The 13,534-nt window shown below is 65.0% G+C and carries 10 protein-coding genes; 1 reads left to right on the top strand and 9 read right to left on the bottom strand.

The features are described 5' to 3' along the window. Positions 1–21: 21 nt before the first annotated feature. From A6V37_RS18235 to A6V37_RS18215, 5 genes are all read right to left on the bottom strand, one after another. Complete coding sequence (locus A6V37_RS18235; protein ID WP_082902847.1) at positions 22–1,509, bottom strand: MdtP family multidrug efflux transporter outer membrane subunit; 1,488 nt, start codon at positions 1,507–1,509, stop codon at positions 22–24. Then, complete coding sequence (locus A6V37_RS18230) at positions 1,496–3,604, bottom strand: FUSC family protein (protein ID WP_064286177.1); 2,109 nt, start codon at positions 3,602–3,604, stop codon at positions 1,496–1,498. The genes A6V37_RS18235 and A6V37_RS18230 overlap by 14 nt, the downstream gene beginning before the upstream one ends. A 9-nt stretch (positions 3,605–3,613) precedes the next feature. Continuing rightward, a complete protein-coding gene (gene mdtN / locus A6V37_RS18225; protein WP_064270614.1) occupies positions 3,614–4,672 on the bottom strand; it encodes a multidrug transporter subunit MdtN in 1,059 nt (352 codons plus the stop codon). Between the two features lie 20 nt (positions 4,673–4,692). Beyond that, on the bottom strand, positions 4,693–4,971 hold the full coding sequence (locus A6V37_RS18220; protein ID WP_242665916.1) for a YtcA family lipoprotein: 279 nt from the start codon (positions 4,969–4,971) through the stop codon (positions 4,693–4,695). Between the two features lie 326 nt (positions 4,972–5,297). Then, positions 5,298–6,191, bottom strand: coding sequence for an SDR family oxidoreductase (locus A6V37_RS18215; protein WP_064270613.1), 894 nt, complete (start codon positions 6,189–6,191; stop codon positions 5,298–5,300). A 104-nt stretch (positions 6,192–6,295) separates the two neighbouring features. Here A6V37_RS18215 and A6V37_RS18210 point away from each other — a divergent pair, with 104 nt between their 5' ends. Beyond that, positions 6,296–7,135 (top strand): helix-turn-helix transcriptional regulator, encoded by an 840-nt coding sequence (locus A6V37_RS18210; RefSeq protein WP_064270612.1) that lies wholly within the window; start codon positions 6,296–6,298, stop codon positions 7,133–7,135. Positions 7,136–7,182: 47 nt separating this feature from the next. Here the strand turns inward: A6V37_RS18210 and A6V37_RS18205 are convergent, their stop codons facing one another. From A6V37_RS18205 to prpC, 4 genes are all read right to left on the bottom strand, one after another. Continuing rightward, positions 7,183–7,902, bottom strand: a complete 720-nt coding sequence (locus tag A6V37_RS18205; RefSeq protein WP_064286176.1) for a phosphatase PAP2 family protein — start codon at positions 7,900–7,902, stop codon at positions 7,183–7,185. Between the two features lie 232 nt (positions 7,903–8,134). Next, entirely contained in the window at positions 8,135–9,322 is a 1,188-nt protein-coding gene (gene prpF / locus A6V37_RS18200; RefSeq protein WP_064270686.1) for a 2-methylaconitate cis-trans isomerase PrpF, read from the bottom strand. A 20-nt stretch (positions 9,323–9,342) separates the two neighbouring features. Further along, positions 9,343–11,940 (bottom strand): Fe/S-dependent 2-methylisocitrate dehydratase AcnD, encoded by a 2,598-nt coding sequence (acnD, locus tag A6V37_RS18195; RefSeq protein WP_064270610.1) that lies wholly within the window; start codon positions 11,938–11,940, stop codon positions 9,343–9,345. Between the two features lie 306 nt (positions 11,941–12,246). Then, positions 12,247–13,416, bottom strand: a complete 1,170-nt coding sequence (gene prpC, locus A6V37_RS18190) for a bifunctional 2-methylcitrate synthase/citrate synthase (protein ID WP_064270609.1) — start codon at positions 13,414–13,416, stop codon at positions 12,247–12,249. Positions 13,417–13,534 lie beyond the last annotated feature (118 nt).

The raw sequence follows: 13,534 nt of genomic DNA, 5'->3' as shown, positions 1-13,534 counted from the left end.
GGGGGAGCGGCATGGGTGAGTTCAGCGCGGTTTCAGTTCCACGGGCGTTTCGGCGCGATAGCCGCCGCCCAGCGCCTTGGCGAGCGCAATTTCCTGGCTGAGCCGCTGCCCGTCGAGGCTGACGAGCGCCACCTGCTCGGCAATCACCGGCTGGCGCGCCTCGAGCGCCGTGAGGCGGCTTTCGAGGCCGCGCCGGTAGTGCGCTTCGGCGCTGTCGCGCGCGAACGCGACGGCCTGCACTTTTTGCGTCTGCAGTTGCGTTTCGGCGTCCAGATCCTGCAGGCGGCTGCCGGTGGACGCGACATCGCGCACCGCGTTGAGCACCGCCTGGTTGTACTGCTCGATCAGTATGTTGCTCGCCGAGCGCGCGCCGCCGAGATTCGCATTGAGCCGTCCGCCGTCGAAGATCGGCAGGGTCAGACCGGGAATCAGATTGATCTGTTGGCTCGCATGCGTGAACAGGTCGCCCAGATGCAGCGCGTCAACGCCGAAGAACGCCTTAATGTCAAAGCTCGGGTAGAACGCGGCCTTGGCGGCGTCGATGCGGTCGAACGAAGACTCGACGAGCCAGCGAGACGCTTGCAGGTCGGGTCGCCGCGCCAGCAGATCGTAAGACAGCGTGGCCGGCAAGCTGGCCTGCGACTTCGGCAGCGGCACGGGCTCGATGTCGGGCAGATTGGCCGGCCCGGCGCCGAGCAGCGCCCGCAACGACTCGCGGAATTGCTTGATCTGCCCGCGTGCGGCAACGATCTGCCGCTGCACGGCCAGTTGCTGCGCGCGCGCTGCTTCGACCAGGGTGCGCGACTCCAGGCCGCGTGCCGCGCGCGCCGAGTGTGTTTCCACCGCGAACGCCGTGACCTGTTGCGACTGCTCCAGCAGATCGATGAGCTGGTAATTGGTCTGGATACCGTAATAAATCTGCGCGACGTCGGCGGAGATTTCGAGTTCGACCGCCGAGACCTCCGCGAGACGCGCGTTATGCACGCCCAGCGACGCCGCCACCTGGGCGCGCTGCTTGCCCCAGATGTCGATGTTAAGACTTGCGCCGAGCCCGACAATGCCCTCGGTGTACCACGGGCCGGTGAGACCTAGCGCCGGTTCGTTCCGCGCGAACGGTCCGATAAAGCCATTGGCCGACACATGCTCGCGATCGAGCAGCCCCAACGCGACCACTTGCAAGCCCGTACCCGCCTGTGCGAGTTCGACGTCCGATTTCGCCTGCGCCACCCGGGTTCGCGCGACCACCATGGTCGGCGCGTCGGCCAGCGCACGCTCGATCAGCGCGTCGAGCTGCGGATCGCCGTAAGCCGTCCACCAGCGCGCGGCGGGCCAGCCGTCGCGGGCGAGATGAATATCGCCGGCAAGCTGAATCTGCTCGGGCGGAATCGGCGCATAGGGCGTGCCGTTGTGGTGGATCAGCGCGCAACCGGCCAGCGCGCACGCCAGCACGGCGGCCAGCGCGCCGCCAAAGTGCCGCGAACGCACAGGAGCCCCTTTATGCCTCGTCATGTCCGTGCGCCTCGCGAAGAGTCGTCAAAGGCCGGGGCGCCACCCGCCAGTCCGGCAGCCCCCCCACCTGGCGCGCGAGATGGCGCGCACTGGCCACCAGCGGCCCGTCGAGCGGTTGCGCCGCAAGCGTGGCGAGCTCCACGCGCCGCGGCGCGTGCGCCACCGGCGGATTCGCTGCCAGGTCGTCCGCATAGCGCTCCGGCGCGGCGGCGGCCTGCGCCTGAAGCGCGCGCACCGCATTCAGCGCCGGCTCGCCAAGACGCGCCTCGTCCGCGCCCAGGGCGTTGTGAAGCGCATTGCCGGCGAGCATGATTTCACGCCCCTGAGCCAGAACCGTTTGCGCGCGCAGCGTCAATTGCGCCTGCTCGCCTTCCTGCCAGCCCGGCTCCAGCGCGACGCGCGCGAGCATGGCCTCGCAATCGGCCAGCACGCCCCAGGTTCGCAGCTCCTGCTGCGCGTAGGCCAACTGCTCCGGCGTCGCCGCGGCGGAGAGCGGCGTGCGCAGCAGCGCGGCGACGGGACGCAGCATGGAGGCCAGCTTCTGCCGCAGCGCATCGGCTTCGCCTTCCCGCCAGAACGACATCTGGATCACCGTCGACACGCCGACGCCCAACAGAATCCCGACCATCCGGTCGCGAATATCCGTGAGGTTCGTGGTCGGCCCGAACTGTTCGAGCAGCGCAAGCGAGAACGTGAAGACCAGCTGGATGCCCGCATAGGCGACACGCTCGGAGCCGCCCGCGATCCATGCGCCGAACGCGACGACCGGCAGCGCCATCAGCAGCAGGCCGATGATGTCGTCGAGATGGGGGATCACGAACACCACCATGAACAACGCGAGCGCGCTGCCGGCCACCGCGCCGCCGACGCGCAGCACCGCGCGCTGCGTCGATGCGCCCAGGCTCGGCAGCGCGACGATCACGCAGGTCAGCATGATCGTATGAATGCCCTGCCAGTCGGTGGAGTTGTAGAACACATAGCAGATCAGCACCCCGAGCAGCGTCTTGAGCGAAAACCGCGCGTAGGCGGGATTGGTGAACGCGTCCGGCGCGACCATCGGCTCCTTTTCGGCGGGTTTGCCGGCCGGCCTTGCTGCGGCGTCGAGATCACTGAACGCATGCAGCGCCCGGTACAGCTCCCCCGCGGCGGCCGGCAAGTCCGCGGCTTCGCGTTGCTCCGCCGTCACGGTAGTCACGAAGCGGTACGGCTGATCGGCGGCAATCGCCTCGTCCAGCGCACGGCAATTCGCGCGCAGTTCACGCATCATCGGCAGTTGCGCCGCGCCCGGCACGCGATGCTGCCCGGTCAGCTCGCTCGCGCCACGATACAGACGCGACACGGTCGCCACGCGGGCGAGTTGCGACGCCTGGTCCTGACGAACGCCGGCGTCGCGCATCGCGGCGAATCTGAGGAGCTTCTGCAGCGACAACGCACCCTGCTGAAGCGCCGTCGGCGTGAGCGGCGCGGGTGTGGGACCGCCTTCGAGCAGATAGGCAAGATGCGCATCCACCGTCATCAATTGCCGGTGCATGGCCTCTTTCAACTGGCGCTGCGGCTCGGAGGGAAGCAGCAAGGTGTTGACCAGCAACGTCAGCGCGATCGGGTAGTTCACCGCGACCCAGACCCACAGCACCGCGCGAATCAGCAGTTCCGCCTGATCGGTCTGATCGACGAAAGTCTGCACGTAGATGACGACGATCGCGACGATAAAAAACATCGGGCCGACTTTCAGCACGCGCATCAGGTACACGCTGCAGAAGAACAGCACGCTCGCCACCACGATGCGAATGAGCGGATAGTCGAACGTGAACTTCAGCAACAGGATCGAGATGCCGATCGCGAGCGTCGATCCGAGCATGAACATGATGCCCACCAGCCGCGTGATCACCACGTTCGACTGCGTGACGTAGAACACCACCAGCAGCGAGAGCGCGAGCGACGGCACCTCGAGTGCCATCGACGCGACGATCACGATGGCGCTCGTCAGCACACAGCGCAACATCACGTTCACGCGCCCCGGATAGTCCGCCAGTTCGGTGCGCAGAAACGCACCGGCATCGAGCAGCGGGTCCGGCAGATAGTCGGCGAGGCGCATGCCTGCTCCTCAGTTGCGTTGCGCGTCGCCGCCGTGCCCCGGATACAGCACGGCAACGGCGGAGGTTCCGATGCGAAACAGTTCCGGGTTCGGGTTGTCGACCCGGATCTTGACCGGAAAGCGCTGTGAAACATGCACCCAGTTGAGGCTGCGCTGAATGCGCGGCAAGCCGCCGGGCGGCGCGAAGCCGCCCTCGTCGGGCGACACGCCATAGCTCACCGAATCGACCTCGCCGCGAAAGCGCTGGCCGGTATCGCTCATCAGATAGACGGTGGCCGGCGTGCCGGTGCGGACTCCCTTGAGTTCGGTCTCGCGGAAATTCGCCACCACGTACCAGTGGCGCGTATCGATCAGCGTGAACACCGGCTTGAGCGCGGAAGCAAACTGTCCGGTCGACGTTTTCAGCGACACGACCCGCCCGTCGAACGGCGCGCGCACAGTCGAGAATTCGAGGTTCAGCTCGGCGATGGAGATTTCTGCCTCGATGACCGCGCGCTGCGCGACCAGCGCATCCACACCGCTGACCGCCGCCGCGGCCTGCTGCGCCTGCAGTTGCGCCGCGCTGAGCTGGGCCTGGGTGGCACGCTGCGTGGTTCGCAAGCGGTCGACGTCGTCGGCGGAGACATAGCCGTTCCGCAGGAGCGGCGCGGTGCGGTTCAATGTATCGGTGGCCTGCGCGGCGGCGGCCCGTGCGCTTTCGACGGCCGCGCGCACCGACTCGGCGTTGTACTGCTGCGCATTGACGGAGCGCTGCGTGAGCTCGATCTGCCGGTTGAGTGCGACGAGCGACGCCTTGCCGCGCGTGAGCGCATCCTGGTAGGGCCGCGGGTCGATCTGGAACAGCAGATCACCCTGCTTGACCGCCTGGTTATCGTGCACCGCAAGCTCGACAATGCGCCCGTTGACCTCCGGCACCACGTCGATGGTGTCCGCGTAAGCATAGGCATCGTCGGTACGCGGCGAACGGTCGATCAGTACGATGACGAAGACAAGCAGCGCCACGGTGATCAACACGATCACGATGGCCGGCCATGCTTTCTTCGGCGGTTTGCTGGCGGGTGTTGTCATGGCAGCCACCTGTCAGGAGGTCAATGTTGGAAGAAGATCAACCAGACAACGAGGGCAAAGAAGGTGACGAACGCGGGATAGAGCACGGCAGCCGGTCCGAGCCTGTCAGCGTATTGCAAGCGCTGAAGAACGATGTAGACGACGATCGCGAGCACCACGCCCGCGACGATGCAGAACAGCCAGTCTGGAAAGTACGCACCGAGCACGTTGATCGACGGCGACCGGCTACAGCCCGCCATCGGGATCGCGACAGAGACCCCGATCATCCGCCGCGCCCATCCCATGCTGAAACGCGGCATGTGACTGCTCCCATGTCTTATACATTGTTCGGAATGAGGTCACACCGGCACCGTGGTCGGTGCCAGGCGCTGCGATGACTGCGACCATTGTAGGCCGGCACATGCGGAAATCCCGGTGGATGTTCACATCCGCCAAAGTGGATCTCTATATCCCGCGTTGGGGCCGGATGGGCCATATCTTAGCCACTGAATCATGACGCTGGCAAATCCGTGCCGTAGTGGGGAGGTTTGGAATGGAGCGGGAACTAGCAGAGCAAGAAGAAGCGAAGCGAGAAGAAGCGGAACGGGGGCGCGCTCTGCTTCTGGTCCATGCTGGCACCCGCGCGTCACAAATGCGCGTAGTAGCCCGGCTGTTCGATGTCGGTCAGCAGGTCGGGCCCGGTAGGCTGCCAGCCCAACTGATTCTGCGTCCACTGGCTGGAGGACGGAACATCGACGCCCGCAAACATGGCGAACCAGCCGAAGTGCTCGCTCGCTTCAGCGGCGCTTTTGCTGACCACAGGGAGATTCAGGCGGCGGCCGATCACGCCAGCGATGTCCCTGAACGGCACGCCTTCGTCGGCGACCGCGTGATATCGCGCGCCGGCCTGCCCCTGTTCGAGGGCGAGCCGGTAGAGACGGGCCGCATCGAAACGGTGCACCCCAGGCCAGCGGTTTTGTCCGTCACCCACATAGGCCGACACGCCTTTCTCGCGCGCGATCGCGATGAGCCTAGGCACGAAGCCGTGGTCGCCATCACCGTGCACCGACGGGGCGAGGCGCAGCGTGGACGTGCGTACACCGCGCGCCAGCAGCGAGGCTGCCATCTCTTCCGGCATGCGGGGAAAGGCGTGGTCCGGAGCGCGGACATCGTCCTCGTTCGAGACACGGCCTGGCCTCAGAAGCGCAACGCCGGAGGTGACGATGAGCGGCCGGCCGGAGCCTTCGAGCGAGTCCCCGAGCGCCTCCAGCGCGCGCCGCTCCGTCTCGCAGTTTTCGGCGAACTTCGAGAAGTCGTGATTGAAAGCCAGATGAATGACTGCGTCTGCCGCGAGCGCCCCACGCCGCAGGCTGTCGAGTTCTTCGAGCGAACCGCGATGCACGCCGGCTCCCGCCGCTGAGAGCGACGCAGCCCCGGCATCCGAGCGCGCGAGACCGAGCACCTCGTGTCCCGCACCGAGCAATTCCTTGACGACCGCCGAGCCGACGAAACCGGTCGCGCCAGTGACAAAGACTTTCATAAACATTCTCCTGATCCGAAGTAGACAGGAGCAATTCTTGGCGCGTACCTTATCAGGGTAAAGTAGTGACGTTATACAGGTATAGCGCTTAACAGGGTAAGACAATGCCGGCCGCCGAAGACAACCTGCTTGGGAACTACCTGAAGGACCGTCGCACGAAACTCGATCCGGCGGCCTTCGGCATTGAATTGACCCGCCGCCGCACGCCGGGCCTGCGGCGCGAAGAAGTGGCCCAGCGCGCCAACGTCAGCGCGACCTGGTACACATGGCTCGAACAGGGCCGGGGCGGCGCACCGTCGGCCGAGGTGCTCGAGCGCATCGCCCGCGCGCTGCTGCTGACCGAGGTCGAGCGCGAGCACCTGTTTCTGCTTGGTCTCGGCCGTCCACCCGAGGTGCGATACCAGACCAGCGAAGGGGTGACACCGCGCCTGCAACGCGTACTCGACGCGCTGGAACCCAGCCCCGCCCTGATCAAGACGGCCACCTGGGACATCGCTGCGTGGAACCGTGCCGCCGCCGCGGCGCTGGTCGATTACGGCGCGCTCGCGCCGAAGCAACGCAACGTCTTGCGACTGATGTTTTGCGACCCGCGCGTGCGCGAGGCGCAGTTCGACTGGGACAGCGTCGCCCGATTCGTGGTGGGGGCGTTCCGGGCGGATGCCGCGCGCGCCGGCGCCACGGGCCAGGTGCGTGCTCTCGTCGATGAACTCTGCCAGTTGAGCCCCGAGTTCGCGGCGATGTGGCGCGACCATGACGTTCGCGGGCACGCCGAGGGCGTCAAGCGCCTGCGGCATCCGGTGGCCGGTACGATCGCGTTCGAGTTTTCAGCCTTCGCCGTGGACGGCCGGCCCGATCTGAGCCTGGTGGTCTACAACCCGGCCACGCCGGCCGATGCCGAGTTGGTCGGCGCGCTGATCGAAGCCCGCCGCGTGACATCTCGCTAGATTATCTATACGGATTGCTTACCAGTTTATTACTTGCGCGCAACAGCCTACATCCCGTGGATCATCTCGTGCGCCAATACGCGCAGTTCACTGAACTGCGTCGTCAACTCGAAACTCAGCACGAACGCGGCGCCGAAGAACACGCCGGGTGAGTACTGCGCGAACGCCAGGATCGGTGCGCAGAAGCGCGTGCGTATTGCCCTGATGTTCATCACGCAGACAATGCCGATGCCGAGCGCGATGCCGCCCAGCACGTCGGTCGGGTAGTGCAAGCCGAGATAGATGCGCGGCAGCCCGATCAGCACGATGGCGTGAAATAGCGCGTAGATGCCTGCGGGCCGCGAAGCGAAGAAGATGCCCATGGCGACCGCGCACCACAACATGCTGTGATCGCTCGGAAACGAGCTCCATGTTCGCAGCACCGGCTCGTCCACGTTGGCTTCCGGAAAATACGCGCGCAACTCAGGTACATACATGGGCCGCAGCCGGAATGGCAAATGGTGGGCCAGCAAACGGCCGGCCAACAGCGCGATGAAGCCGCTCGCAATGGCGATCACGACAATTTCGCGGTGATATTGCCGGACAGCCGCGCTGTCCTGACCCGATGATGTGACCGGCCTAAACCAGATCCACCAGAGCATGGCGATCAGGATCAGCCCCTTGAACAGGTTCATGTCGACAACCAGTTCGACAAGATGGACGAAGCCTCGAGAAGGAACCGCCGCGTTGTGAATGAGCGCAATGAGCCACGTATCGAAGACGTTCATTATTTTCGGCCCCCCCATGTGCAGCGATCGGCCTCGCTTTATCGCTGGCCGCCGCTGTTATCGTGACGCCGCATCGAAAGCATCGTAAGCTCCGCCGTTATGCGGGGAAGCGCTCAATGCCCGGCAACAGCGATCATCGTATTGACACAAACACATGGTATGTGCGCTGACGCCCGGTTCGCAAAATATTTATTGGAACCAGTTTCCAGGTGATATCGCCGCCGTGAGCGGCTCACTCCGCTGGCGGCACCCGCACCCAGCCTTCCATCAACACGCGCGCGCTGCGGCTCATGATGGCTTTGGTGACCGTCCACTCGCCGCCGTTCCCGCTCGCCTCGGCGCCGACCCGCAGCGTCCCCGATGGATGGCCAAACCGCACCGCTTCCCGTGGCCCGCCGCCGGCGGCGAGATTCACCAGCGTGCCGGGAATCGCCGCCGCCGTGCCGATCGCCACCGCGGCCGTGCCCATCATCGCGTGATGCAGCTTGCCCATCGACAGCGCCCGCACCAGCAGATCGACGTCGCCCGCGCCGACGCGCTTGCCGCTCGACGCCACGTACTCGGCCGGCTTCGCGACAAACGCGACCTTCGGCGTGTGCTGGCGCGTCGCGATCTCGTCGAGTTGCGAGATCAGCCCCATGCGCAGCGCGCCGTGCGCGCGAATGGTCTCGAACATCGTCAGCGCCTTGTCGTCGCTATTGATGGCGTCCTGCAACTCGGTGCCCTTGTAGCCGATCGCCTCGGCATCCACGAAGATGGTCGGAATGCCCGCGTTGATCATCGTCGCCTTGAGCGTGCCGACACCCGGCACTTCGAGGTCGTCGACCAGGTTGCCGGTGGGGAACATCGAGCCGCCTGCGCCCTCTTCTTCCGCGGCCGGGTCCATGAACTCGAGCTGGATTTCGGCCGCCGGAAACGTCACGCCGTCGAGTTCGAAGTCGCCGGTTTCCTGCACGGCGCCGTTCGTCATCGGCACGTGCCCAATGATCGTTTTGCCGATGTTGGCTTGCCAGATGCGCACGGTGGCCACGCCGTCGCGCGGAATGCGGCTCGGGTCGACGAGACCGGCGCTGATCGCGAACGGTCCCACGGCGGCGGACAGATTGCCGCAATTGCCGCTCCAGTCCACGAAGGTCTTGTCGATCGACACCTGCCCGAACAGATAATCCACGTCATGATCGGGCCGGCTGCTTTTGGCGATGATCACCGTCTTGCTGGTGCTCGAGGTCGCGCCGCCCATGCCGTCGATCTGCTTGCCGTACGGGTCGGGGCTGCCGATCACGCGCATCAGCAGTGCATCGCGCGCGGCGCCCGGCACCTGGGCGGCCTCGGGCAAATCCTGCAGACGGAAGAACACACCTTTGCTGGTGCCGCCACGCATGTAGGTGGCGGCAATCTTGATCTGAGGTTGATAGGCCATGAAAGTCGTGTCCTGTTGGATCAAGCCGCCGCCTTCGACGACTCGAGAAAGTCCTGCGCAAAGCGCTGCAACACGCCGCCGGCCTCGTAGATGGAAACTTCTTCAGCGGTATCGAGCCGGCACGTGACGGGCACCTCGACACGCTCGCCATTCCTGCGCTGGATCACCAGCGTGAGGTCGGCGCGCGGCTTGCGCTCGCCGGTCACGTCGAACGTCTCGGTGCCGTCGATGCCGAGCGTCAGACGGTTCACGCCGGGTTTGAATTCCAGCGGCAGCACGCCCATGCCCACCAGGTTCGTGCGGTGAATGCGCTCGAACCCTTCGGCGACGATCGCTTCCGCGCCGGCCAGACGCACACCCTTGGCCGCCCAGTCGCGCGACGAGCCCTGGCCATAGTCGGCCCCGGCAATCACGATCAGCGGCTGCTTGCGCTCCATGTAGGTTTCGATCGCTTCCCACATGCGCGTGACCTTGCCTTCGGGTTCGATGCGCGCCAGCGAACCGGCTTTCACCTTACCGTCTTCGACCACCATCTCGTTCTTCAACGTGGGGTTCGCGAAGGTGGCGCGCTGCGCGGTCAAGTGATCGCCGCGGTGGGTCGCATAGGAATTGAAGTCCTCTTCCGGCAAGCCCATTTTCGTGAGGTATTCGCCCGCTGCACTGTCCGCCATAATCGCGTTGGACGGCGACAGGTGATCGGTCGTGATGTTGTCGCCCAGCACGGCCAGCGCGCGCATGCCCTTGAGCGTGCGCTCACCGGCGAGCGCGCCTTCCCAATACGGTGGCCGGCGAATATATGTGCTCGCGGGACGCCAGTCGTACAGCGGATTGGCTTTCTCGCCGGTGTCGGCAGAGACCGCGAACATCGGTTCGTACACCTTGCGGAATTGCGCCGGCTTCACGCTTGAGGCGACGATTGCGTCGATCTCTGCGTCCGACGGCCAGATGTCCTTCAGCGTGACAGCATGGCCGTCGGCGTCGATACCGAGCACATCCTTCTCGATGTCGAAGCGGATCGTGCCCGCGATCGCATAGGCCACCACCAGCGGCGGCGACGCGAGAAACGCCTGCTTCGCGTACGGATGAATCCGGCCGTCGAAATTGCGGTTGCCGGACAGCACGGCAGTGGCGTACAGATCGCGCTCGACGATCTCCTTCTGGATCAACGGATCCAACGCGCCGGACATGCCGTTGCACGACGTGCACGCATACGCCACCACGCCAAAGCCCAGTTGCTCGAGTTCGGGCAAGAGGCCCGCCTCTTCCAGATACAACGTGACTGCTTTCGAGCCCGGCGCGAGCGAGGTCTTCGCCCACGGCTTGCGGGTCAGTCCGCGCTTGTTCGCGTTACGCGCGAGCAGGCCGGCCGCGATCATGTTGCGCGGGTTGTTGGTGTTCGTGCAGCTCGTAATCGCGGCAATGATCACGGCGCCGTCCGGCATCAGGCCCGGCTCGTTCTCCACCTTGCCGCTGATGCCGCGCGCCGCCAGCTCCGACACCGGCAAACGGCGATGCGGATTGGACGGGCCGGCCAGCGTGCGCACCACCGTGGACAGATCGAACTTCAGCACGCGCTCATACTCGGCGTTCGCGAGGCTGTCCGCCCACAGGCCGGTTTCCTTCGCATACGTCTCCACCAGCTTGACGAGCTCGTCGTCGCGGCCGGTGAGCTTGAGGTACTTGATGGTCTGCTCGTCGATGTAGAACATCGCGGCCGTCGCGCCGAATTCGGGCGCCATGTTGGCAATCGTCGCGCGGTCGCCGAGGGTCAGCTTCGCCGTGCCCTCGCCATAGAATTCGAGGTACGCGCCGACCACTTTCTCCTTGCGCAGGAATTCGGTCAGCGAAAGCACCACGTCGGTGGCGGTAATGCCTTCGCCCGGCTTGCCCGTGAGCTCCACGCCGACGATATCCGGCAGGCGCATATACGAAGCGCGGCCCAGCATCACGCTTTCCGCTTCGAGGCCGCCAACGCCGATGGCGATCACGCCGAGCGCGTCCACCATCGGCGTATGCGAGTCGGTGCCGACCAGCGTGTCGGGGAACGCCACGCCGTCTTTCACCTGCACCACCGGGCTCATGCGCTCCAGGTTGATCTGATGCAGGATGCCGTTGCCCGGCGGAATCACGTCGACGTTCCGGAACGCGCGCTTGGTCCAGTTGATGAAGTCGAAGCGGTCTTCATTGCGGCGATCTTCGATCGCGCGGTTCTTCGCGAACGCATCCGGATCGAAGCCGCCACACTCCACCGCAAGCGAATGGTCCACTACGAGCTGCGTAGGCACCACCGGATTGACCATGGCCGGGTCGCCGCCTTGCGCGGCGATCGCATCGCGCAGGCCGGCGAGGTCGACCAGCGCCGTTTGGCCAAGAATGTCATGACAGACCACACGCGCCGGGAACCACGGGAAATCCAGCTCGCGCTTGCGTTCGATGATCTGCTTGAGCGACGCGACGAGCGTTACCGGATCGCAGCGGCGCACGAGATTCTCGGCCAGCACGCGCGACGTGTACGGCAGCTTGTCGTAAGCGCCAGGCTGAATTGCGTCGATCGCGGCGCGCGTGTCGAAGAAATCGAGCTGGGTGCCGGGAAGGCGTTTGCGGTTTGCAGTATTCATGGCGTAGGGGACAAAACAGTAATGATCCGGGGACGATGGCGGCGGCCGATCGCAATCAGCTGCCCCTTTTTATGGCGTTTCCCTGGCGGGTCAGTCAGGCAGTACGTGTAGTTTAGCTTGCCGGTTCAGGGCCGGGACGATGAACGCGTGCCGGTCCGCTGCCGCAAAAAACAGCCTTGGCTCGGGGTTCCAGCGAGCCAAGGCCCAACTTCATCGCACCCGCTCTCAAAGGCGCAATGGAGGAGAAAACTTGCAGCGGCTACGCGCTAACGCGCTCAACCGCACATGAGGCCTCGCTAAACACGCTTACGCGCGTTTGGGGAGCGGCACGAACGGCAGATCGTCCGGCCCCGTGTAATTCGCGCTCGGACGGATGATCTTGTTGTCGATGCGCTGCTCGATGATGTGCGCGCTCCAGCCTGCAGTGCGCGAGATCACGAAGAGCGGCGTGAACATCGCTGTCGGCACGCCCATCATGTGATACGACACCGCGCTGAACCAGTCGAGGTTCGGGAACATCTTCTTCGCGTCCCACATCACCGACTCCAGCCGCTCGGCGATGTTGAACAGCTTGCTGTTGCCCGCTTCCTTCGAGAGCTTCTTCGCGACTTCCTTGATGACCTTGTTGCGCGGGTCCGAAATCGTGTACACCGGGTGGCCGAAACCGATCACCACCTCCTTGTTCTCCACGCGCCGGCGAATATCCGCCTCGGCTTCGTCCGGGTTCTGGTAGCGCGACTGGATCTCGAACGCGACCTCGTTGGCGCCACCGTGCTTCGGTCCGCGCAGCGCGCCGATCGCGCCGGTGATCGCCGAATAGATGTCCGATCCCGTGCCCGCGATCACGCGGCCGGTGAAAGTGGACGCGTTGAATTCATGCTCGGCGTACAGGTTCAGCGACACGTGCATCGCGTCGACCCACGCCTTCGACGGTTCCACGCCGTGCAGCAGATGCAGGAAATGGCCGCCGATCGAGTCGTCGTCGGTTTCGACTTCGATACGCTTGCCGTTGTGCGAGTAGTGGTACCAGTACAGCAGCATCGAGCCGAGCGAGGCCATCAGCTTGTCGGCGATGTCGCGCGCGCCCGGCAGGTTGTGGTCGTCCTTCTCCGGCAGCACGGTGCCGAGCACCGAGACGCCGGTGCGCATCACGTCCATCGGGTGGGCGGCGGCCGGAATCCACTCGAGCGCGGCCTTCACGTTCGCGGGCAAGCCGCGCAGCGCCTTGAGCTTGGTCTTGTAGGCGCTCAGTTCGGCCGGGGTCGGCAGCTTTTCGTGCACCAGCAGGTAGGCGATCTCTTCGAACTCGCACGCGCCCGCGAGGTCGAGAATGTCGTAGCCGCGGTAATGCAGGTCGTTGCCGGTCTTGCCGACCGTGCACAACGCCGTGTTGCCCGCCGTCACGCCGGACAGGGCGACCGATTTCTTCGGTTTGAATGCGCCTGCGTTCGGCGTGCTGTTATCTGCTTCACTCATGAGTTCGTCTCCAGATGCATGGGGGGATGCTTTTGACCGACACCCTAACAGCAAAGAACGGGCCAGCCACGCTAATGGCCGCTAAGTACCTGATTTAACGGCAAAGCGCCGCCTGGCC

The sequence above is a fragment of the Paraburkholderia ginsengiterrae genome, assembly GCF_001645125.1.
Classification (GTDB): Bacteria; Pseudomonadota; Gammaproteobacteria; order Burkholderiales; family Burkholderiaceae; genus Paraburkholderia; species Paraburkholderia ginsengiterrae.
The sequence above is the reverse complement of the archived record's forward strand: the minus strand, read 5'-3'. Positions and strand labels throughout refer to the sequence as shown.

Coding starts and splice junctions, on each gene's coding strand:
- A6V37_RS18235 (WP_082902847.1), bottom strand. CDS start 1,509: ATGACGAGGCATAAAGGGGCTCCTGTGCGTTCGCGGCACTTTGGCGGC.
- A6V37_RS18230 (WP_064286177.1), bottom strand. CDS start 3,604: ATGCGCCTCGCCGACTATCTGCCGGACCCGCTGCTCGATGCCGGTGCG.
- mdtN (WP_064270614.1), bottom strand. CDS start 4,672: ATGACAACACCCGCCAGCAAACCGCCGAAGAAAGCATGGCCGGCCATC.
- A6V37_RS18220 (WP_242665916.1), bottom strand. CDS start 4,971: ATGCCGCGTTTCAGCATGGGATGGGCGCGGCGGATGATCGGGGTCTCT.
- A6V37_RS18215 (WP_064270613.1), bottom strand. CDS start 6,191: ATGAAAGTCTTTGTCACTGGCGCGACCGGTTTCGTCGGCTCGGCGGTC.
- A6V37_RS18210 (WP_064270612.1), top strand. CDS start 6,296: ATGCCGGCCGCCGAAGACAACCTGCTTGGGAACTACCTGAAGGACCGT.
- A6V37_RS18205 (WP_064286176.1), bottom strand. CDS start 7,902: ATGAACGTCTTCGATACGTGGCTCATTGCGCTCATTCACAACGCGGCG.
- prpF (WP_064270686.1), bottom strand. CDS start 9,322: ATGGCCTATCAACCTCAGATCAAGATTGCCGCCACCTACATGCGTGGC.
- acnD (WP_064270610.1), bottom strand. CDS start 11,940: ATGAATACTGCAAACCGCAAACGCCTTCCCGGCACCCAGCTCGATTTC.
- prpC (WP_064270609.1), bottom strand. CDS start 13,416: ATGAGTGAAGCAGATAACAGCACGCCGAACGCAGGCGCATTCAAACCG.